The organism is Lentzea sp. (assembly GCF_035525475.1).
Taxonomy (GTDB): domain Bacteria; phylum Actinomycetota; class Actinomycetes; order Mycobacteriales; family Pseudonocardiaceae; genus Lentzea.
On the sequence record NZ_DATLEC010000068.1, the window covers coordinates 24261 to 45222 of the forward strand.

21 protein-coding genes are annotated in these 20962 nt (G+C 70.2%); 15 read left to right on the forward strand and 6 right to left on the reverse strand.

What is annotated here, in order from left to right:
* Positions 1–132: 132 nt before the first annotated feature.
* A complete protein-coding gene (locus VM306_RS11640; RefSeq protein ID WP_325514020.1) occupies positions 133–2535 on the reverse strand; it encodes a penicillin-binding protein in 2403 nt (800 codons plus the stop codon).
* Between the two features lie 279 nt (positions 2536–2814).
* On the opposite strand from VM306_RS11640, the gene VM306_RS11645 reads away from it, so the two are divergent.
* The 11 genes from VM306_RS11645 (at position 2815) to VM306_RS11695 (ending at position 11758) form a co-directional block, all read left to right on the forward strand.
* Positions 2815–3558, forward strand: coding sequence for a lysozyme (locus VM306_RS11645; protein WP_325514022.1), 744 nt, complete (start codon positions 2815–2817; stop codon positions 3556–3558).
* A gap of 3 nt (positions 3559–3561) precedes the next feature.
* The gene (locus VM306_RS11650; RefSeq protein WP_325514024.1) at positions 3562–3951 is read left to right on the forward strand and encodes a hypothetical protein; all 390 of its coding nucleotides are present in this window, start codon (positions 3562–3564) and stop codon (positions 3949–3951) included.
* A gap of 81 nt (positions 3952–4032) precedes the next feature.
* Positions 4033–4563 (forward strand): hypothetical protein, encoded by a 531-nt coding sequence (locus VM306_RS11655; RefSeq protein ID WP_325514026.1) that lies wholly within the window; start codon positions 4033–4035, stop codon positions 4561–4563.
* A 192-nt stretch (positions 4564–4755) separates the two neighbouring features.
* Entirely contained in the window at positions 4756–5496 is a 741-nt protein-coding gene (locus tag VM306_RS11660) for a pentapeptide repeat-containing protein (RefSeq protein WP_325514028.1), read from the forward strand.
* Positions 5496–6218, forward strand: a complete 723-nt coding sequence (locus VM306_RS11665) for a hypothetical protein (protein ID WP_325514030.1) — start codon at positions 5496–5498, stop codon at positions 6216–6218. The genes VM306_RS11660 and VM306_RS11665 overlap by 1 nt, the downstream gene beginning before the upstream one ends.
* A 15-nt stretch (positions 6219–6233) precedes the next feature.
* Positions 6234–7130, forward strand: coding sequence for a DUF3152 domain-containing protein (locus VM306_RS11670; protein WP_325514032.1), 897 nt, complete (start codon positions 6234–6236; stop codon positions 7128–7130).
* On the forward strand, positions 7127–8353 hold the full coding sequence (locus VM306_RS11675; RefSeq protein WP_325514034.1) for a glycosyltransferase: 1227 nt from the start codon (positions 7127–7129) through the stop codon (positions 8351–8353). Before VM306_RS11670 ends, VM306_RS11675 begins: the two co-directional genes overlap by 4 nt.
* An 800-nt stretch (positions 8354–9153) precedes the next feature.
* Positions 9154–9393 carry a hypothetical protein gene (locus tag VM306_RS11680; protein ID WP_325514036.1) on the forward strand — a complete coding sequence of 80 codons (240 nt, stop codon included), beginning with the start codon at positions 9154–9156 and terminating at the stop codon, positions 9391–9393.
* Positions 9394–9526: 133 nt separating this feature from the next.
* The gene (locus tag VM306_RS11685) at positions 9527–9907 is read left to right on the forward strand and encodes a hypothetical protein (RefSeq protein ID WP_325514038.1); all 381 of its coding nucleotides are present in this window, start codon (positions 9527–9529) and stop codon (positions 9905–9907) included.
* 272 nt (positions 9908–10179) lie between these two features.
* Complete coding sequence (locus VM306_RS11690; RefSeq protein WP_325514040.1) at positions 10180–10350, forward strand: hypothetical protein; 171 nt, start codon at positions 10180–10182, stop codon at positions 10348–10350.
* Positions 10343–11758 (forward strand): serine hydrolase, encoded by a 1416-nt coding sequence (locus VM306_RS11695; RefSeq protein WP_325514042.1) that lies wholly within the window; start codon positions 10343–10345, stop codon positions 11756–11758. The genes VM306_RS11690 and VM306_RS11695 overlap by 8 nt, the downstream gene beginning before the upstream one ends.
* On the opposite strand, the gene VM306_RS11700 is transcribed toward VM306_RS11695, so the two are convergent.
* From VM306_RS11700 to VM306_RS11715, 4 genes are read right to left on the reverse strand one after another with little or no spacing between them, the layout of a single operon-like run.
* Positions 11744–12058, reverse strand: a complete 315-nt coding sequence (locus VM306_RS11700) for an NIPSNAP family protein (protein WP_325514044.1) — start codon at positions 12056–12058, stop codon at positions 11744–11746. The two genes, VM306_RS11695 and VM306_RS11700, sit on opposite strands and share 15 nt — an antisense overlap.
* Before the next feature lie 14 nt (positions 12059–12072).
* Positions 12073–12558: a nuclear transport factor 2 family protein gene (locus VM306_RS11705; protein WP_325514047.1), complete on the reverse strand. Its 486-nt coding sequence runs from the start codon at positions 12556–12558 to the stop codon at positions 12073–12075.
* Positions 12559–12560: 2 nt separating this feature from the next.
* On the reverse strand, positions 12561–14315 hold the full coding sequence (locus VM306_RS11710) for a CocE/NonD family hydrolase (protein WP_325514049.1): 1755 nt from the start codon (positions 14313–14315) through the stop codon (positions 12561–12563).
* Positions 14312–15415 carry an FAD-dependent monooxygenase gene (locus VM306_RS11715; RefSeq protein WP_325514052.1) on the reverse strand — a complete coding sequence of 368 codons (1104 nt, stop codon included), beginning with the start codon at positions 15413–15415 and terminating at the stop codon, positions 14312–14314. Before VM306_RS11715 ends, VM306_RS11710 begins: the two co-directional genes overlap by 4 nt.
* 129 nt (positions 15416–15544) lie before the next feature.
* Here VM306_RS11715 and VM306_RS11720 point away from each other — a divergent pair, with 129 nt between their 5' ends.
* Positions 15545–16462, forward strand: a complete 918-nt coding sequence (locus tag VM306_RS11720) for a LysR family transcriptional regulator (RefSeq protein WP_325514054.1) — start codon at positions 15545–15547, stop codon at positions 16460–16462.
* On the opposite strand, the gene VM306_RS11725 is transcribed toward VM306_RS11720, so the two are convergent.
* Complete coding sequence (locus VM306_RS11725) at positions 16452–17078, reverse strand: DedA family protein (protein WP_325514056.1); 627 nt, start codon at positions 17076–17078, stop codon at positions 16452–16454. The genes VM306_RS11720 and VM306_RS11725 overlap by 11 nt on opposite strands.
* 482 nt (positions 17079–17560) lie before the next feature.
* Between VM306_RS11725 and VM306_RS11730 the strand changes: the two genes are divergently transcribed.
* The 3 genes from VM306_RS11730 to VM306_RS11740 all read left to right on the forward strand — a co-directional run.
* A complete protein-coding gene (locus VM306_RS11730; RefSeq protein WP_325514058.1) occupies positions 17561–19075 on the forward strand; it encodes a sugar ABC transporter ATP-binding protein in 1515 nt (504 codons plus the stop codon).
* The gene (locus VM306_RS11735) at positions 19072–20103 is read left to right on the forward strand and encodes an ABC transporter permease (protein ID WP_325514060.1); all 1032 of its coding nucleotides are present in this window, start codon (positions 19072–19074) and stop codon (positions 20101–20103) included. Before VM306_RS11730 ends, VM306_RS11735 begins: the two co-directional genes overlap by 4 nt.
* 43 nt (positions 20104–20146) lie before the next feature.
* Positions 20147–20962, forward strand: an 816-nt coding sequence (locus tag VM306_RS11740) for a substrate-binding domain-containing protein (protein ID WP_325514062.1), incomplete at its 3' end; no start/stop codon positions are given.

Here is a 20962-nt window from a genome sequence, read left to right on the forward strand (position 1 = left end):
CGACCCGTCCCCGGCCCTCCGGCGGTCTGCGCCGGAGGGCCGGGGACGGCTCAGTGGGTCGTGGTGACCGGCACTCCCGGGGAGTGGTGCGCACCTCGCTGCGTGCTCCATCGCACGTCCACTTCGGACGCGTCAGGTCGTCGGCGGTGACGACACCGCCGCCGGTGATACCGACGTCACGGGGTTCGGCTTCGGCGCCGCGGGTGGGCCGCTGCTCACCGAGAGCGTGACGGAGCTGCCCTTGGGCGCCATGCCCTGCGGGGACTGGGACACCACGGAACCCGCCGGCTGCGGCGAGGAGACGCGCACGGTGGTCACCTGGTAACCCGCCTGGCGCAGCATGTCCGTGGCCTTCGTCAGGTCGGAACCGACCACGTCGGGGACCTTCATGTTGCCGTTGCCGTGGATGTCGCGTTCCTCCGCCTGCGGCAGGGGCTTCTCCGGCAGGTCCGCGTGCGCCTTCATCATCGTGTCGAACCAGGTGGCGGCGGGGATGGTGCCGCCGTAGATGTTGCCCTCGGGGCACAGGCGGGGCGCACCCTCGCCGATGCAGATGCCCTGGGGCGAGGTGCTGTCGTTGAACGCCTGCACCGCGGCGGCGTAGTCCGGGGTGGCTCCCAGGTACGCGGCGGACTTGTACTCCTCGGTCGTGCCGGTCTTGCCCATCATCGGGCGCGTCCAGCCCGCCTTGCGCGCCGAGGTGGCGGCGGTGCCGATTCCCTTGCTGTCCTCGCTGAGGCCGTTGGCGAGCGCGTTGGCCAGCGGTTCGGGCACCGCCTGCTCGCAGGGCGGCTGCTTCAGGTCGACGGGGTTGCCGTTGCGGTCGAGGACCCGGCGCACCGGCGTGGGCTCGCACCACGTGCCGCCGCTGATGATCGTCGCGGCGACGTTCGCGAGCTCCAGGGTGCTCGACGGCGCCGGCCCGAGCGTGAAGGAGGCGTTGCCGTTGGACTTGTAGTACTCGGCCTGGGAGACGCGGAGCTCCTTCTCCGCCTTCGGGTCCGGCTTCACGCCCGCGATGTTCGTGGCCATCGTCCTGCGCATGCCGAGCCGGGACGCCATGTCCACGACGGAGTCGAGCCCCGCCCGTTCCTCCAGCATCACGAACGCCGTGTTGGGGGAGGTGGCGAGCGCCTGCTTCAGCGGCATCTGCGGCGGGTAGTTGTTGTTGTGGTTGGACAGGCAGTACCAGTAGGTGTTCGGCTCACCGGTGGCCGGGCAGGACGCGGCGCCGCCCTTGAACACCTTCGAGGTGTAGGTGTTGGGGGAGGGGATCACGGTCTCGATGCCGATGCCCTTCTCCAGCGCGGCGGCCGCGGTGAAGACCTTGTAGACGGACCCGGTGCCGAACTTGTTCTCCACCCCGCTCGGCAGGTCGAACTGGGTCTGGAACTGCTCCTTGTCGAGGCCGTAGTCGCGGTTCGCCACCAGCGCCACGACCTCGTGCTTGTCCTTGCCGGGCCGCACGATCGCCATGGTGTTGGCGACGCCGGGCGTGTTCTTCGGCGCCTGCGCCTCGACGGCCTGCTTCGCGTAGTCGGTGATCTTCGGGTCCAGCGTGGTCTCGATCCGGTAGCCGCCGATCTTCAGCTCCTCCAGGTTGAACCCCGCCTCTTCGAGGTGCTGCACCAAGAATGAGCAGAAGAACCCGTACGACGTCCCGGCGCCGACGCAGCCGGTCTGCAGTGGATGGACGGGTTCGCTGAGGCCCAGCGGTGCGGCCTTGTGGCGGTCCGCCTCCTCGTGCGTGATCTTCCCGTCCGACGCCATGCCGTCGATCACGAGGTTCCTGCGCTCGATCGCCTTGTCCGGTCGCGCCTCGGGGTCCAGTGCCGTCGGGCTGTTCACCATGCCCGCGAGCGTCGCGGCCTGCGTGACGGTCAGCTTGTCCGGCGTGGTCTCGAAGTAGGCCTGCGCTGCGGCGGCGACACCGAAGATCGTCGAACCGAACGGCACGAGGTCCAGGTACCGCGAGAGGATCTCGTCCTTGCTCAGCGCCGTTTCCAGGCCCAGGGCGATACGTGCCTCGCGCAGCTTGCGGGTGACGCTCTGTTCCTGCGCGTCGCCCTGCGCGCTCTTGTTGTTGCGGCCGATCACGTGCACGAGGTAGTTCTTCACGTACTGCTGGGTGAGCGTGGACGCACCCTGCTGCACCGACCCGCTGGAGTTGTTGCGCGCCAACGCACGCGCGGTCGCGATCCAGTCGACGCCGTGGTGTTCGTAGAAACGGCGGTCCTCGATCGCGAGCAGCGCGTCCTTCATGTGCGGCGAGAGCTTGTCCGGTGGCGTCCGCACCCGGTACTGGTCGTACAGGTGCGCGATCGGCGCCCCGTCCCTGTCCGTCACCGTCGTCATCAACGGCGGGTCTGTTTTCAGCATGAGGGCCAGGGTCGACTTCACCTGGTCGCTGAGCGTGTTGGAGAACGCCCCGAGTGTCACCGTGGCGGGAAGGAGGAGCCCGGCCACCAGGACGCCCGCGAGCAGGCAGTACCCGGTGAGCTTGGCGGCGCAGCGCGAGATCGGCTTGCGGTTCACTGGTCGGACTCCTCTCATTGAAAGCGGCTTTCGACGGTTACCCGTCGAAACGGGGATCAGGCGACCTCATCGAATGAACCGGTTCCCGGAAATCGTCACCTACTGTGCAGGAAGCCCGTTTCAGTCACCCTGTCGTGTCAACAAATCGGTGTCCGGTTTTTCCGTTCCTGCGACGGGTAGCTGGCCACCAGAACCATTCACGTACGGGGAGGAAATCCAATGCAGCCGCGATCACGCGCCGGCCAGACCGTCATTCGCACCGCAGCGATCGCGTTGGTCATGAGCATTCTGAGCCCGGTGACCGCCGGTGCGGAAGAAGGACCGGGAGACCACCCCGCGGGCTCCCAGATCGCCAAGCACGAGGGCACCGCGGAGATGCTGCTGACCCCGCCGCAGCTCGAGGCGGGGCAGGTGGAGGGCATCGACGTCAGCAGTCACCAGGGCAACGTCGACTGGGGGCACTGGTGGCGTTCCGGCAAGCGGTTCGCCTACGTCAAGGCCACCGAGGGCACCGACTACACGAACCCGAACTTCACCCAGCAGTACAACGGTTCGGCGGCCGCGGGCATGACCAGGGGCTCCTACCACTTCGCCCTGCCGAACCGGTCCGACGGCGCGACGCAGGCCCGGTTCTTCGTGGCGAACGGGGGAGGCTGGTCGCGTGACGGACGGACGCTGCCCGGCACGCTCGACATCGAGTACAACCCGTACGGCGAGGCCTGCTACGGGATGAACCACGGCGCGATGGTGAAATGGATCCTCAGCTTCAGCGACACCTACCACGCGCTCACCGGGCGCTGGCCGGTGATCTACACGTCCGCGGCGTGGTGGGACAGGTGCACCGGCCGCACCGGCGACTTCAGCTCGACGAACCCGCTGTGGCTCGCCAGGTACGCGCCCGCGGTGGGGCCGATGCCGTACCGCTGGCCGGTTCACACGATCTGGCAGTACACGTCGTCGCCGATCGACCAGAACGTGTTCAACGGCGGTGCCGACCGGCTTGCGGCCCTGGCCTCGGGATGACCGATGCGTTCCTCGCCCCGCAGGTCGGAGGTAGTCCTGCTCGCCTTCCTCGCCGTGGTGTTCGCGGTGTCGGCGACCGTCGTGATCGGCTCGGTGGTGCACATCGAACGAGCCGGCCTGACCGTCGAGGGCATCGAGGACGGTGCGGTCGTGATGTCCACGGACGTGCCGGACATCAGCGTCACGGCCGGTGACCCGGAGATCCTCGACCAGGTCGAGGTCCTCATCGACGACACCGCGATCGCCACCCACCGCGACAGCGGCAGGGTGACCCTCCAGGACTTCGACCTGGCGGAGGGGAACCACACCTTGCTCGCACGGGTTCGCAATGCCACTCCGCTGTTGCTGGACGCCAAAGTCGAACACGCGTTCACCATCACTCGATGCGGTTGACATCGCCGAGCCGAGTGCTTTTCACACACCACCTGGGTATGAGCCGGTCGACTGCTCGGCCCGGATTCTCAGGAGGACCACATGAAGAAGAGGACGACCGCACTGGCCGCGTTGTTCGCGGCGATTCCGCTGGTGCTCGCTCCCGCAGCCGCCAATGCGGTCGCATGCCTCGGGAATTTCAGCGACACCGTGGGCATGCTCACGGAGATCACGCGTGAGGAGTTCATGTCCCGGGTCTGCGCCGCGAACCTCCAACCGGGAACAGACGGTGAGGACGCGCAGGAGCTCAAGGACGTCGTCCTCCCCCAGGCGGTGGCCGGGCTCGGCGGGATGGACCAGATCTACAAGCGCGGTAAGCCCGTTCTCGACGCCGTCGTGGAGAAGTGCTACTCGCCGGACGACTACTGCGGCCCCGACGCCGTCGGCCGGGCGACCAGGTGCATGAGGGACGAGCTCCCCGACATGGCCATGACGGCGCTCGGGCCCGACGCGCTCGCGGCCGGTTGTGAGGGGGTGAAGGCCGCCGCTGCGACGGATCCGCAGGCGCTGCGCGAGCGCGCGCGTGTCGCGGCCGAGTCGTACATCAGCTTCCTGAGGAGCGAACGGGGCTGACCCGAGCACGAACGAAGGCGCGCCGGTGCACGAACCGGCGCGCCTTCGTCGTTTTCGCGTCGATTCGCAGGTGATGACGCTCCGTGAGGAATTCACTAGACAGAGTGCTTACCTGGTCGGGAGCGACTGACGGTCCGCCATACGGGTATTGCCACGTCGACACCACCGCCCACGTTCAGGAAGGACACGGGCATGGAATTCGACGAACTCCTGGACGAGGGCCCCTCCGCGTTCAGGACCCGCTGGCTCGGCTACGACCGGAACCAGGTCGACGAGGAGTACGCGCGGCTCGAAATGCTTCTAGAGACCGCGTGCGCCGACCGCGATGCCGCGCTCGCCACGGCGGAGGACCTCGCCACGCACCTGGAGGCAGCCAGGGCGGAGCTCGCCGAGTACCGGATGATCCACGCGGGGTACAGCAAGGACAACGCTGTCTCCGGCTGCATCAGGTACCTCATGCACGTCGCGAAGCGCAAGGCGGAGGACATCGAGACCGAGGCGCGCGCCCGTGCCCAGCAGGCCGTCAGCCGGACGGAGGAGGCCGCTGCCCGGCAGGCCCGGCTCCTCGACGAGACCGAGCAGGAGACCCAGCGCCGGTTGGCCGAGGCGAGCCAGCGCGCTCGCGAGATCGTCGGCGAGGCGCTGGAGAACTCGCGCGGCCTGCTCGCCGAATTGGCCGAGCGGCAGCAGCTGCTGGACCAGTGGTACTCCGAGATCGCCACGACGCCGGACCTGCCGTTGCCCAGGCAGGCCGAGCTCTCCCAGTCCGAAGTCTCCCAGGCCGAGCTTTCGCAGGCCGAGCTTTCTCAGGCCGAGCTTTCGCAGACCCAGCTTTCTCAGGCCGAGATCCCCCAGGTCGAGATCCCGCAGCCCGAGATCCCGCAGGCCGACGGGGCCGGGAAGACACGCGCCGACATGCCGGGCGTGGCGTGATGACCGCGCTCGCACCGGAACCCGTCGGCATAGACGCCACCTGCGTGGTCGTCGACGTCGACGAGTGCGGTGTCGCCGGCGTCCGGTGGGCGGCGGCGTGCGCCGACGCGCTCGGCGTCGGCTTGGTCCTGCGCTCGGCCCCGGACGAGGACGCGGAGAACGATCCGGTGCACGCCGACGTCGAGGCTTTGCTCGCCGGGCTCCCGCATCTGTCCGTCCACATCGAACACCGCGGTCGTGCGGCTGTCTGCCGCGAGGGCGCGCTGGTCGTCATCTCACGGGCTTCCGCCCTGGCCGCACCACCTCTGGCGTGCCGCGACCGCCACGACGTGGTGGTGCTCTGCGGTTCGCGTGCCGCTCTCTCCGGCTGTTTCGGCGTCGTGACCGCGGTGATCGACCCCGTCGGGGGTGAAGGTGTCCTGCGGCGTGCGGTCGCGCTGTGCCGTGCGCGGCGGGCGACCCGGCTCCGGGTGCTGGCCCGCCCGTACTGGGCGGTGTGCGACCTGCCCGATGCCATCGCCGACGTCGTCCACGCCGCGTGCCCCGACGTGATCGTCGAACTGGTGCGGGAGGTCAGGTCCGTGCAGGAGGAGGCGCGGCTGTTCCCGAGCGACCTGCTCGTGGTGTCCGGCCGGGAGCGCGGCCCGGCGGAAGGCCTGCAACCGGCGGCGAGGACGGCGCTGCACCAAGCGGCCTGCCCGGTGCTGCTCAGCTGTTCGTGACAGGGGAGTGACAACATGACCGTCGGCAGGATCGTCGTGTACGTCTTCGCCGCGATGCTGGCCGGGGTGACGATCGGTCTGCTGAGGATCTGGCCGGTGCCGGAGTCGGCCCGCCACGCCGCGGAGCCGCAGGCTCCGGCCGTGGCGAGCATCTCGGTGAAGACGCCGCCTCCGCCGTCCCCCTCCACGCCGCCCTCGTCCGGTCAGTCCCCGGCGCCGCCCACCGGCTCGGAGGAACCCGCGGCGGTGGCCGCCCAGGCGCTGCCCCGGCTGGGGCCCGGCCCCGAGCTGCCGCCGGGTGTCCCGGTGCGCGCCTGGGGCGAGGGCTGGTGGCGCACCGTCGAGGGCACGACCGCCCAGGTCGGCACCGGGCAGGTGCACACCTACTCCGTCGAGGTCGAGCAGGGCGCGGTGCTCCCGAGCGTGCACAGGTCCTTCGCGGCGACCGTGGACGCGGCCCTCGCGGACCCGCGCGGGTGGACCGCCTCGGGCGACGTGGCCTTCCGCCGGGTGGACGTGGAGGAGCCGGACGTGCGGATCCGGCTCACCGCGACCGAGACCGCACGGGCCATCTGCGGGTTCCAGCTGCCCTACGACACGTCGTGCTACGCCGAGGGCGTCGTCTACGTGAGCGCGCCGCGGTGGTTCCGGGGCGCCCAGTCGTTCGGCCGCGATCTGGAGGGCTACCGCAGGTACGTCGTCAACCACGAGATCGGGCACTTCCTGGGGCACGGCCACGAGTTCTGCCCCGCGAACGGCGTCCCGGCGCCCGTGATGATGCAGCAGACCTTCTCGGTCTCCAACGACAGGCTGGCCGACATCACCGCCTCCACACCGCAGGGTCCCGCCGTTCCCCGGGACGGCAGGACGTGCGCCCCCAACCCGTGGCCCCACCCGGAGGTGACCAGGTGAAGATCGCGATGATCTCGTTGCGGGACAACCCGCTGACCGCGTTGAACGACACGGACTCCGCAGGCGGGCGCCGGCACGTCGCCGAGCTGTCGCAGGAGCTGCGGAAGCTCGGACACGAGCTGACCGTCTACACGCGCCAGACCGACCGTCGGCTGCCGGACCGGATGCGGGTGGACCGCGGCTTCGACGTCGTGCACGTCGCGGCAGGCCCCGCGGAGAAGCTCGGCGATGACGACGTCGTGCCCCACATCGGGGAGTTCGCGCGGTCGTTGAGCGCCCGGTGGGCGGACGACGCCCCGGACGTCATCCACGCCCACCACTGGACGTCAGGCCTGGGCGCGGTGCTCAGCGCGCGCCGCACCGCGATCCCGATCGTGCAGAGCTACCACGGACTCGTGGGCGGTGCCTCCACCGAGATCGAACGGCTGGTCGGCCGCGGCGCGGCGGGCGTCATCGCCACGTCCGGCCAGGAGGCGGACGAGCTCGCGCGACTGGGCGTGCGCCGGTCCAGGATCTCGACCGTGCCGTGGGGCGTGGACACCGAGACGTTCACGCCGACCGGCCCGGCCACGGCGCGCACGGGGAGGCTCCGCGTCCTCGCCGCCGCTCAGCTGGCCCCGGACGACGGTCTCGACGACCTGGTCCTCGCGCTCACCGCGGTGAGCAACACCGAGCTGGTGGTGGGCGGTGGTCCTGCCCGGCGCTTCCTGCGCGGCAACGCGGAGTACGAGCGCCTGACCGACCTGGCGACCCGGCACGCCGTCGCGGACAGGGTCAGCTTCCTCGGGCACGTGCCGCACTCGGAGATGCCGGCGTTGATCCGGTCCGCGGACGTCGTGGCGTGTCCCCAGCGGCAGATGTCCTTCGGAGTCGTGGCGCTCGAGGCGATGGCCTGCGGCGTGCCGGTGGTGGCGACGGCGGTCGGCGGCCTCGCCGAGTCCGTGGTGCACCAGGTGACCGGCCTGCTCGTCCCGCCGCACAACCCCGCGATGCTGGCGCGGGCACTGCGGGCGCTCCTGGTGGACGAGGTCCGGCGCCAGCAGCTGGGAGCGGCGGGCCAGGACCGCGTGCACATCCGGTACGCGTGGGACCGCGTGGCGCTCGACGTGGAACGGGCCTACCACCGCGCGGCCGGCCCCGAGCTGATCACGGCCCAGCGCACGCCCGCGCAGGTCTACGCGCGACTGCGCCAGGCCCTCACCCGCGACGAGCCGAGCGTCTGACGACGTGCCGGGAGCGTCGCGGGCCGCCGGTCGTCCCCGGCCGGGCCGGAGACCCGCGACGCGTCCCGCACCGAGGCGCACCACGCGGGCGGTCTCGTGCCCTTCGTGGACCAGGACCGCTCGCGTTGCTTCACGTCCAGTCACGGCGCGCACCTGGTGGCGTGGCTCGGAACGTCCGAGAACGCGGTCGCGGGCGGTGATGCCGGAAGGACTCCGCCGTCGTCCATTGTGGACAGAATGCCGCTGACGGCCTCGGAGAGGCGCCATCGGGGAACAGGTCCGCGAGAACGCGGGCCGGCCCGCGGAAACGTGCACGGCGTCGTAGCCGGCTGCGCATTCGCGTTCGCCCCCGGCCGCATCCGGGCTCTCGACCGCGTGGTCGCCGGTGCCCGCCTTCGAAACCGGAGACGGTGCGCCACGACGCCGGAGTTCGGCTCGATCGGCATAATGGCTGTTCAAGGCGGTAGCGTGCCTTTTCCGTCCTCGGCACCGCCTTTCTTCGTGTGGTCGTGGTGATGCCTACCAGACTCGGGGCGCGGTACCGGTGACAACTTTTCACCCCAAAGTAAGATGCGACTTGCGGCATTCACTGATCTCCCCTGCTCAGGGGTGGTGAAATCGCGAAACGCCAGTGATCAAGTATCACCTGAAAGTGTGATTGAAGACCGTCCTGACCACGCCATCGCGTGGTAGGCGATTTGGCTTGCCTTGGCCATTTGGATACGGTCCCCTCGGACTTGCGAACGGCGGGAATCGTCGGCGTAATCCGTTCTAGAACTGATTCGAACAAGGAGATTTCTGTGCTGAAGAAGGCAGGGGCGGCCGTCGCTATCGCGGGCGCTTTCCTCGGTATTGGTTCCACGGCGATGGCCGATGCCCCTGAGCTGGACATCACGGACCAGGTCGGCCTCGTCGACCTCGACGAGTCCGAGGTCGCCAGCGACCTGAACGTCTGCTTCATCGACGTCAACGTCATCGCGGTGCCGGTGCTGTCCGACAACGACAGCGGCCTCTGCGCCAACCCCGACGAAGACGAGTGATGCGGAACGGCGCCCGCTGTGGCGGTGCGCCGTTCCCCCGGTGGAGGAACGGAGGTCCGGCAGGGGTGCCGGCTCCGGTCCTCCCCTCGTTGCACGTGCAGATCACAACGACTGGTTCGTGAGGAGAAATCGCATGCTGAAGAAGGCTTTCGCCGCGGCTGCCGTTGGCGCCGGTTTCCTGATGATGGGCTCGCCCGCGTTCGCGACGCAGGGTGGCGCCATGGACGACATGGTGGACCTCGCCTCGAGGTACGACCACACCCACCAGGTGGGCCTCGTGAACATGGAAGACTCCGAGCTGCTCAGCGACATCAACATCTGCCACGTCGACGTGAACGTCATCGCGGTGCCGGTCCTCTCCAACAACGACAGTGGCTCGTGCATCAACCCCGACCTCGAGGTCGAGTACGTCTACGTGCACGACCACGACCACGGGCACGACCACGGCCACGGCCACGACCACGAGCACGAGGGCGAGCACGAGGGCGAGCACGAGGGCGACTGGGACCGCTGACTCGCGGCACCATCGCGTGAGGCCGTCGACGCAGTGGCACCTACCGGTTGATCGCTTCGGGGGCCGGTACGCCCGGAGCGGATGACGATCGCGTTGGTTCCTGTGCACGACCACGGAGCGCCCGGCTGGAACCTTCCAGCCGGGCGCTTCGTCGCGTTCCGGAGTTGTTCTTGTGCCCCAACGGTTTACGAACGGGTGTACACATCACCTGATCCGGCGATTTAGGCCCCTTCATGCCGGATTTGTGATCTCTTCTGATCACCATTGTGCGCATGACCAGGACGCCCATCTTCGACGAGCTCTACGCCAAGTACGTGGCCGGAGCTCCTGCGAGAGATGCCGCGGCACCGATGGTGACCGCACCGCACGAATCGTGGCCCGACCCCGTCGCTTCCCAGTACACGGGAAGGCACCAGACGCCGGAGTGGCCGAGCAGTGACTGATCGGGCGCTCCGGGCAGGGCTCGAGCGGATGAGCGCGTTCTGCACGGCACTCGCGGTGGTGGCGGCCTCCACGGCGCCGGTGGTCCGCGCGGAGGGCCAGCCGCTGGCGGAGCGGCTGCGCGAGGCGGTCGTGGCGCAGCACTTCCAGGACGTCATCGACCTGACGCCGCCGGATCCCGCCGAGCTACCGGTGGACCGTCGGGAGACCTACGACCCCTCGCCGGCCGAGCTGGTGGACCGGCCCCGGCCGCGGACCGACGGCAGGCCGTTGCACCAGACGCCCAACCTGGACGCGGCGGTCATCGCGCTCGACCCGGCGGGCCGGCCGGTGGCCGTGGCGAACGTGCTGCTCAGCCCGCAGCACCCGAGCGGCGTGGTCGTGCCGGTCAAGCCGGGGACGCTGTCCACCGACCAGGTCCGCTACCGGTGGTGGGACGACACCGAGTGGGACCTCAACGGCGGCAAGGGAACCCGGGACGTGCTCCCGGGCAGGGAGAACGCGCCGATCGACTTCTCCTCGCCCTACCCGGCGTCGGTGCTGAAGCTGATGGTGGGCTTCGGCGTCCTGCGCCTGGCGGACCAGGGCAGGGTCGACCTCGACGCCGACTACGTCTACGACCCGAACCCCGCGCGCGGCGTGTGCGGCGAGAAGTCGGTGAAGAAGGTCCGGCAGCTCTTCGACGAGATGATCACCAAGTCGCAGAACGAGTCCACCTGCGCACTGGTCAAGCTGATCCACGACCTGAACGCCTGGGACCAGGTCAACCAGACGTTCACCGACCTGGGGATGCCGACGCTGATGGTCACCGGCACGCTCCCCGGCAACGGTGGCGCCTGGGGCGGTTCGAACATGAGCGGCCTCGACGCCGCGAAGCTGCTGTTGCTGGTCAACGGCGGCCCGGACGTGCTGTGGACGACGGACGCCGGCAAGCCCGTCACCGCCGCCGAGCTCTCCGCACCGTCGCGGAAGCTCTTCCTGGAGACGCTGGCGGGCCAGGGCCACAACGAGATGCTGTCCACTCCGAACTGGTGCGGGCGCGACTACCCGGTACAGGGCATCCCGCAGCAGGTGCCGGCGCGCTGGATCCAGCCCGACGGCACCGTGGCGGTCGGCGACGCGCTGTACGACCGCGATGTGCGCCCGTGCAACGCGACCGCCGAGGTGGAGTTCGCGCACAAGACCGGCTGGACGAACACGTCGGGTGCCGACGCGGGCATCGTGAGGTCGTTGCCCGGCAAGGCCGGGCGCCACTACGTCGTCGTCGTGTTCGGCAACCTGGGCATGGACTACGTCGACGCCGGCCGCCCCGCCGACCCGCCCAGCGTGTTCCCGGTGCTGTACACCCAGAAGTACGCGCAGCTCGGCAAGGCGATCGACGCCGTCATGGCGGCCTCAGCGCAGCCCTGACCCGGAGGTCGGTTCCCACCGGACCGTCGACGCCTTCCTGCCCACCAGCGCGGACACCGTGTCGGCCACGGCCGCGCACCGGGGGTGGCTGTGCACGGCGTCCAGGACGCGGTCGCGGTCCGCGTCGTCCTCGAAGCGCCGGACCCAGACGAAGGCGTCCTCGTCACCGGCCACGGTGAAGGACCCCGCCACCGTCATCCCCCTCTCCTGGTGCAGGGGGATGACTGTCTCGTCCATGTACCGGGCCAGCTCGGGGCCGAGGCCGGGGCGGGCGTGTTCCGTGCGGATCTCGTAGTACACCGGGCTCTCCTCGGTCAGGAAGCGGAGGCGACGCGTTCGGCGGCGAGCGCGTAGACGTCCGGTGACCCTTCCCACGGGCAGGTGCGCAGCACGGCCCAGTGGGTGATCAGCCAGCGCCCGCCGGTCTCGCGGAGCCGGAGCCGCCAGAGGCCTCGCATCGTGCAGTGGTCGACGACACCGGGGTCCGCGAGGACGTGGTGGTAGGCGACGACGTGCACGCGGCACTCCGCCTCGCCGCCCGACAGCCGCACCTGGAGGTTCGAGGTGGCGTGGTGGGTGGAGTCGAAGCCTTCGAGCGTTCTCCTCGCCAGCTCTACCAGGTCGGCGGCCGTCGTGGTGGCCGGTGGCGTGCCGAAGTGGTGGGTCGAGAGGTCCAGCAGGACCTCGTCGGCGAACAGCCGCCGCAGCGCGGGCCAGTCCTGGTCGTCCTGCGCGTGGGCGAGACCGGCGACGGCGTCGGCGACGGCCGCCCTGCCGGTCAGTTCCTCCGGTGTGGTCACGGTCAGTCCTCCGTCGGGCGTTCGATCAGGGGCAGCACCAGACGGCTGGGACGTGCCGGTCCGTGGTGGACCCGGTTGACCGCGACGGTCAGGTCGTCCTCGGTGTCGGCGGCGATCGTCCCGCCGGTGTTGGTGTTGCGGTCGTAGCGGGGGAAGTTGCTGCTGGACACCTCGAGCCGGATGCGGTGCCCCGGCAGGAAGACGTTCGAGGTGACGGACATGTCGACGGTCAGCTCGTGCACGGTGCCGGGCTCCAGGGGAACCGGCGCGGTGAGCGAGTCGCGGTAGCGGGCGCGCTGGACGCCCTCGCACAGCAGGATCGCCCTGCCGTCGGGGTGCACGTCGACGAGCTTGCCGGTGAAGTCGGTGTCCGGGGCCGAGCTGGAGACGTGCAGCACGAGGGTGACGTGACCGGTCACCTCGACCGGGCGGTCCAGGACGGCGGTGGTGAAGCACAGCACGTCCTCGCGTGCCTCGACCGCCGCCTGGTCGGCCGGTCCCGGATAGGCGCCGGACGCACCGGCCAGCACCGTGCCGCCCACGGTCGGGACCGGGCGGCGCGGGTCGTAGAGGAAGGTGTCCACGGCCTCGACGGGCGCGGTGTCGCGGCTCAGGACGCCGTCACCGGAGGCGGTGTTGGCGCGGCCCTGCCCGGACAGGAAGAAGTCGGTGTGACGGGTGTCCGGCAGCGGCCAGTCGAGCTCGTCGCGCCACCGGTCGACGCCCATGACGAAGATCCGGACCCGGTGGGGGTCGTCGGGGACGTCCGTCCTGCCGCGCACCCAGCGGTCGAAGAACCGCAGGTGCTCGCCGGTGACGTCGGCGGACTTGATGCTGGCCGCGAGCCCGAACGACCGGTCGGGGAACGTCCCGAGGTCGGTGCCGTCGGCGTGTGCCCATGGACCGATGAGCAGTCGCTGACCGTCCCGGGCCGCGGCACTGCCGCCGTGGCGGCGCATCGTCGTGTACGACCGCACGGTCTCGCCGATGAACACGTCGTACCAGCCGCCGACCTGGAGCGCGGGGACGGTGATGCCGCCGCAGTGGTCGATCGCGGCGACCTCCTGCCAGAACGAGTCGCGTCCGGGGTGGTCGAGCACCTCGCCGAACCACGGCAGGTTGCGCGTCACCGCGTCACGCCCGGTGAGCGGCAGCGGTTCGTGCAGCAGCCGCGGGTCGTCCACACTGGACAGCAGAGCCGCGGCGTCGGCCGGATCGGCCTCCGCGGGCTCCCGGCGCAGGTTGCGCAGGGCCGAGAGCGTGCTCCACGTCAGGACGGCGTCCTGGGACAAGGCGCCGCCGGGGGAGTACCACGGTGCCCGGTACAGGTCGGCGGAGCTCATCACGGGCGCGATCGCGCGCAACACCGGTGCGGCGTCCACGGCCGCGAGCCACTGCGTGAACCCCATGTAGGACCCGCCCCACATGCCGGCCGTGCCGTCGCACCACGGCTGCTCGGCCAGCCACGTGAGCGTGTCGGCGCCGTCGTCGCCCTCGTGGGTGCCCGGGGTGAACGTCCCGGGCGAACGGGAGGTGCCGCGGACGTCCTGCGCCACCACCGCGTACCCGGCTTCCACGAAGGCGAACACGTCCGGCAGCTTCGGGTTGCCGAACGTCCCCGCGTCGTCCTTGCCGTACGGGGTGCGGACCAGCAGCACGGGGAACGGTCCCGGCCCCTCCGGCCGCCACACGTTGGTGGCCAGGGCGATGCCGTCCCGCATCGGCACCGCCACGTCCACGTCCACGACGAACCTCATGCCTGCCCCTGGCCGGAGTGCTCGCTGACCATCCAGTGGCTGAAGGCGGCGTAGTGCCGCGCGAACTCCTGCGGCGTGGGCGAGTGCTCGACCGCCGCGGACAGCTCGGCGACGCGGGCGTACCGCGGGATCCGGTCGGCCTCGTAGGCGGCCAGCGCGGCGGGCACGTCGGCGTCGGGGCCCAGCAGGCGGCCGAGCAGGGCGGCGTCCTCGATGCCCAGCGTCGCGCCCGCGGTGATGTGCGGCGACATCGCGTGCGCGGCGTCCCCGGCGAGCGCGACCCGCGCGGACACCCAGTGCGGCAGCGGCGGCACGAGCATGACCTGGTTGTGCAGGATCAGCTCCTCCGGCGTCGCGGCGATCAGTTCTGCCAGCACGCCGTCCCCGCCCTCCTCCAGGCGGTGGGCCCTGTCCAGCGCCTGCTGCTTGCGGGTGCCGGTCAGCGGCGGTGACTGGAACTGGTTCACCAGCCAGTAGACGTTGCCGTCGTGGGTGCGCACGTACCCGCCGCGGCATCCGCCGGTGCCCAGGATCAGGCGGTTGCCGGACACGGCGGTGCCGGCGGTCGGGATGACCGCGCGCCAGGCGTGGTGGCCGGGGTGCTCCTGCGCGGGAGCGCCCGGCACCAGCTGAGCGCGCACGGCGGAGTAGGCGCCGTCCGCACCGATGAGCAGGTCGGCCTTGTCGTCGCCTCCGTCGGACAACCGGGCGGTGACGTGGTTCTCGTGCTCCTCGTACTCCCGGAACCCGGTGTCCAGGCGGATGTTCTCGCGTCCCACCGCGTCGGCGAGCAGGTCGTTGAGCTTCGCCCGGTGCACCAACAGGTACCGGTGGTCCTCCACGCCGAACTCCGGGGTCTCGAGCAGCCGCCCGGCCGGGTCGTGGAAGTACATCTCGCTGGGCCTGCCGATGGCGCGCACCTGCTCGCCGATGCCGAGGTCGTCGAACACCGCCAGCGCGTTGGCCCAGATACCCAGCCCGGCCCCGGCCGCCCGGATCTCCGGCGCGTGCTCGTAGACCACCACGTCGATCCCGGCCCGGCGCAGGGCGATTCCCGTCGTCAGCCCGACGATCCCGGCACCGATCACCACAGCCCGCATCACAGTCGTCTTCCCGTCATGTCCTTGTTTCCCATCAGTTCCCGCTGTCTTCTCCGACGCTAGGAGCGGAGGCCGATTAACTCCAGTGCAACTCTGGTACGGCAATCTTTCGGATGTGATAATCGGTGGGTGGACTACATCGATCTGAACCTGATCGAGGCGTTGGACGCGTTGCTCGCCGAGAACAGCGTCACCAAGGCCGCGGCCCGGCTGCACACCTCGGCACCGGCGATGAGCCGCGCCCTGGCCCGGTTGCGGCGCGCCTTCGACGACCCGCTGCTCGTGCGGGCCGGTCGCGATCTCGTGCCCACACCCAGGGCTCTGGAGCTGCGGGGGGAGGTGCACGCGGTCGCCACCCGAGCGCGCGCACTGTTCGCGCCGTCCACCACGGCCGATCCGCGGACCGCGGTGCGCATGTTCGACCTCCAGGTCACCGACATGCTCTCCACGACGTTCATCCCGTCGCTCATCGACGACCTGCGGGTGCAGGCTCCCGGCATCTCCCTGCGCCTGCGGCCGGAGACCCTGGAGGACGTGCCCGCCCTGCGCGAAGGACTGGTGGACCTGGAGATCGGCAGCATCCGCCTCGCCGATCCGGAGATCCGCACGGAGACGCTCGTCACCGAGACGTTGATCGGCGCGGTGCGTTCGGAGCATCCACTGGCCGGAGTGAAGACGGTGACGCCGCGGCAGTTCGCGGAGACCGACCACATCGTCGTGTCCCGGCGCGGCCGGGCCCACGGCCCCATCGACGAGCAACTGGCGGACCTGGGCCTGCGCAGGCGCGTGGTGGCCGTCGTGCCCACGTTCGCGAGCGCGCTGTTCCTCGCCTCCGAGACCGATGTCGTCTGCGTCGCCCCGGCCAGGCTGGCGCGACGGATGCTGGAGACGCTCGGGCTGCGCACGTTCCCGATCCCGTTCACGCTGCCGTCCGTGACGGTCGGCATGGCGTGGCATCCGCGCAACCACCACGACCGCACGCACCAGCTGCTGCGCGAGCGCACTCGTCACATCATGGCGATCGCCGCGGACGGCGTCAGTCGGTGACCGTCTCCACCGGTGCGTTCTCCGAGCGACGGCGACGCACGTGGCGCACGGCTTCGATGACGCCCGTGACCACGAACGCGAGCCCGATTCCGACGGCCATCCCCAGGAGGGTGTTCTCCTGGAACACGACGCCACCGAGGTAGCCGGTGAACGCGGTGTAGGCGCTCCACGAGGCCGTGGCGAACCCGACGAACATCATGTACTTGCCCAGCGGGAAGTCGACGAGCCCCGTGGACAGCGTGGCGATGTAGCGCCCGACCGGGATGAACCGCGTGGTCACCAGGATGAAGCCGCCGCGGGCCTCCAGTTCGCGGGTGAACCAGTCGTGCGCGGCGCGGCGTTTGGTGCCGGGCGGCAGTCTCCTGAGCACTTTCGCGCCGAACAGGCGTCCCACCGCGTAGGGGACCATGTCACCGAGGAAGGCGCCGAGTGTCGTGGCCGCGATGACGAGCAGGATGTCGGTCTGCCCTGTGGCGGCGTAGACGCCCGCGACGATCACGACCGGTTCGCTCGGGATCAGGGGCAGGAACGAGTCCAGGAAGGACACCGCGGCGAGCACGGCGTACAGCCACGGTGAGGAGATGAGCGACTCGGCGAGCCGCAGCCAGTCGATCACGGGCCGCCCCCTGCCGCCGGGTTCGGACGGGTCATCGTGAGGAGCCCCTTCGGGAGTGGTCGTGCAGCGTGATGACGATCTCCGAGACACGGGCCGCGATGCACGGAGCACTCGTGAACATGGTGACGGGCAAGGCTTTCCGCAGTTCTGCCGCCATCCGTGACGGCGCTCGCCCGTGCCCTCGAACCTAGGGACGTGCCGGTGGGACGACAAGTGCGTTCTCGGCAAGGGAGTGTTCGCCCTGGCGCAATCGGCGGGAACCGCGTCGCCCGGCAGGCTCACGCGGGCCCTCCGGTCAAGCGGAAAAGTTGGCCTACATGTGCCACCTGCCGACCTTGACCAGGCGAAACGCGGCTCGTTAACTTTGACACCGCAAGTCGGAATTCCTTCTGGCACAACGGTTGCCAGGCCCCGGAGGACTCAATGGTGAGCTCGCCCGCGCGTGGTCGCGCGCTCGAACGGCGGTGGACGGGAGTGACCGGATGACGGACCCGGCCGCGGCGCTGCTGTCGGTCAGGGGAGTGGTGAAGCGGTTCCCCGGCGTGACGGCCCTGCAGGGTGTGGACTTCGACGTCCGCGCGGGTGAGGTGCACTGCCTGCTCGGGCAGAACGGCGCGGGCAAGTCGACGCTGATCAAGGTGCTGTCCGGCGCGCACCGCCCTGACGAGGGCGAGATCCGCTGGCGAGGCGAGGTCGTGTCGTTCGGCGACCCGACCGCCGCGATGCGCAGCGGGGTGGCCGCCATCTACCAGGAGCTGGACCTCGTGGCGGGGTTGTCGGTGGCCGACAACGTGTTCCTCGGCCACGAGCTGTCGACGGCGGGCTTCAGCCGGCGCGCGGAGGCGCATCGCAGGACCCGCGCGCTGCTCGACCGCCTGGGACACCCCGACATCGCGCCCGACCGCGACGTCGGCCGGTTGTCGGTGGCGCACCAGCAGATCGTCAGCATGGCGCGGGCGCTGTCGCTGGACGGCCAGCTGCTGATCATGGACGAGCCGTCGGCCGTGCTGGACCCGGACGAGGTGCGGGTCCTGTTCGGGATCATCAGGGAGCTCACCGCCCAGGGCGTGGCGGTCATCTACATCTCCCACCGGCTCGCGGAGATCAGGGAGATCGGCGACCGCGTGACCGTCCTCAAGGACGGCAGCACGGTCGCGACGGGCCTGCCCGCGCGCGACGTGAAGACCTCGGACCTGATCGCGTTGATGACCGGGCGGGTGCTGGAGAACGTGTTCCCGCAACGGAAACCGGTCGCCGCGGACGCACCCGAGGTCCTGAAGGTGCGCGGGCTGACCGACGGCGCCCGCTTCGAGGAAGTGGGCTTCACGGTCCGCGCCGGTGAGGTCGTCGGCCTCGCGGGTCTCGTCGGATCGGGTCGTTCGGAGATCCTGGAGACCGTGTACGGCGCGCGCAAGGCGGCCGGCGGGACCGTCGAGGTCGACGGCAGGAAGCTGCGGCGCGGAAGTGTCGGCGCGGCCGTGCGCGCGGGAATGGGCCTGTGCCCGGAAGAACGCAAGAGCCAGGGTCTGCTGCTCGACCAGGCCGTGTACCGCAACATCACCGTCTCGTCGCTGTCGGCGTTCGCCAAGTTCGGGTTTCTGGACGACCGGGCGGAACGCGACCGCTCGACCCGGCTCACCGAGGCCCTGGACGTCCGGCCGGCCGGTGTCGACCGGATGGTGCGCGGCCTGTCAGGAGGCAACCAGCAGAAGGTCGTGCTCGCGCGGTGGCTGCTGCGGGAGTGCCGGGTGCTGCTGCTGGACGAACCCACCCGCGGCGTGGACGTGGGTGCGCGCAGCGAGATCTACGACCTCGTCCGCGAACTGGCGGAACGGGGTGTGGCCGTCGTCGTCGTGTCGAGCGACGTCGAGGAGGTCCTGGGCCTGGCCGACCGGGTCCTGGTGGTGCGCGAGGGCCGGGTGGTCCACGAGGGTCCGGCCGACGAGATCGACGAGTCCCGGGTCCTCGACCTGGTCATGGAAGGACACGCCGCATGAGCGAGGACACCGCCGCCGTGCCCGCGCAGCAACAGCGGAGAGCCCCGGTCGTGAAGGAGTCCGGCGTCTCGGCGCTGCTCGCCTCCCCCGCCGGGCGCAACACCGGTCTCGTGGTCGCCCTGGTCCTGTTGTGCCTGGGCGGCGTCGTCACCGCGGGCGACCGCTTCGCCGACGTCGACAACATGCTCACCATCCTGCGGCTGGCCGCGGTGATCGGTGTCGTGAGCGTCGGCATGACGTTCGTGATCACCGGCGGCGGGATCGACCTGTCGGTGGGCGCGATCGTCGCGCTGTCGTCGGTGTGGGCGACAACCCTGGCCACGCAGGGGATCGCCAACGACACGCACTGGATCGTCATCGTGTTCACCGCGTTGCTGGTGGGCGGGGCGTGCGGTCTGGTCAACGGCGCGCTCATCGCCTACGGACGGGTCGTGGCGTTCATCGCGACCCTGGCGAGCCTGGCCGCCGCACGCGGTCTCGCCGAGATCCTCTCCAACCGCAAGACGCAGATCGTGAACGTTCCCGGCTTCACCGCGTTCTTCGACGCATCGGTGCTGGGGGTACCGGTGCTCGTGGTGATCTTCGTGGTGGTCGCCGCCGGCGGGTGGGTGCTGCTCAACCGCACCACCTTCGGGCGCAGGACGTTCGCGGTCGGCGGCAACCCGGAGGCGGCGCGGCTGGCCGGCATCGACGTGCGGCGCCACACCGTGATGCTCTACACGCTGCTGGGCCTGTGCTGCGGGCTCGCTGCCGTCATGCTCGTCGCCCGCACCACCACCGGCAGCGCGACGCACGGCGGTCTGTACGAGCTCGACGCGATCGCCGCGGTCGTGATCGGCGGAACGCTGCTGACCGGCGGCCGCGGCACGATCGCGGGCACCGTCTTCGGCGTCCTGATCTTCACCACGCTGTCGAACGTCTTCACCCTCAACAACCTCTCCATCTCCGCCCAGGCCGTCGCGAAGGGAGCGATCATCGTGGTCGCCGTCCTCCTCCAGCAGCGGCTCGCCCGACGCAGCGGCGCTTGACGCCGCACCCACGACCGCTGCCACCCGAGGGAGACACGAACCCATGCCACACAAGAGAACCGCGCTTCTCGCCACCGTCCTGACGCTGGGCCTCGCGCTCACCGCGTGCACGGGCAACACGCCGCAGAACAACCAGAACGGCGGCAACCAGGGCGGCGTGAAGGTCGCCAACGACGAACCGGGCGAGAAGGTCGTCATCGGCTTCTCCGCGCCGGCCGCCGACCACGGCTGGATGGCCGCGATCACCAACGCCGCCAAGACAGAGGCCGGTAAGTACTCCGACGTGGAGCTGCGCGTCGTCGAGGGCACCAACGACGTCAACCTCCAGATCAGCCAGGTGGAGACGTTCATCAACGACAAGGTGGACGCGATCGTGCTGCTGCCCTTCGACGGCGCGGCGCTCACCCCTGTCGCGCTCAAGGCGATGAAGGCGGGCATCACGGTGATCAACGTGGACCGCGAGTTCGGCAGCCCGTTCGCCGCGCGCTCCACGGTGCTGGGTGACAACCACGGCATGGGCGTCTCCGCCGGCACGTACATCTGCGAGAAGCTCAAGGGCAAGACCGACGCCGTGGTCGCGGAGATCGCAGGCATCGACTCGCTGCCGCTGACCCAGGACCGGAGCAAGGGCTTCGCCGAGGCGCTCGCCGACTGCGGGCTGAAGGTGAGCAACCGCGTGGCGGCCGAGTTCACAGTGGAGAGCGGCGAGAAGGCCGCCGCGAACCTGCTCCAGGCCGCGCGGCGGATCGACGCCATCTGGAACCACGACGACGACCAGGGCGTCGGTGTCACGGCCGCCATCAAGAACTCCGGCCGCAGCGAGTTCTTCATGGTCGGTGGCGCCGGATCGGCCAACGTG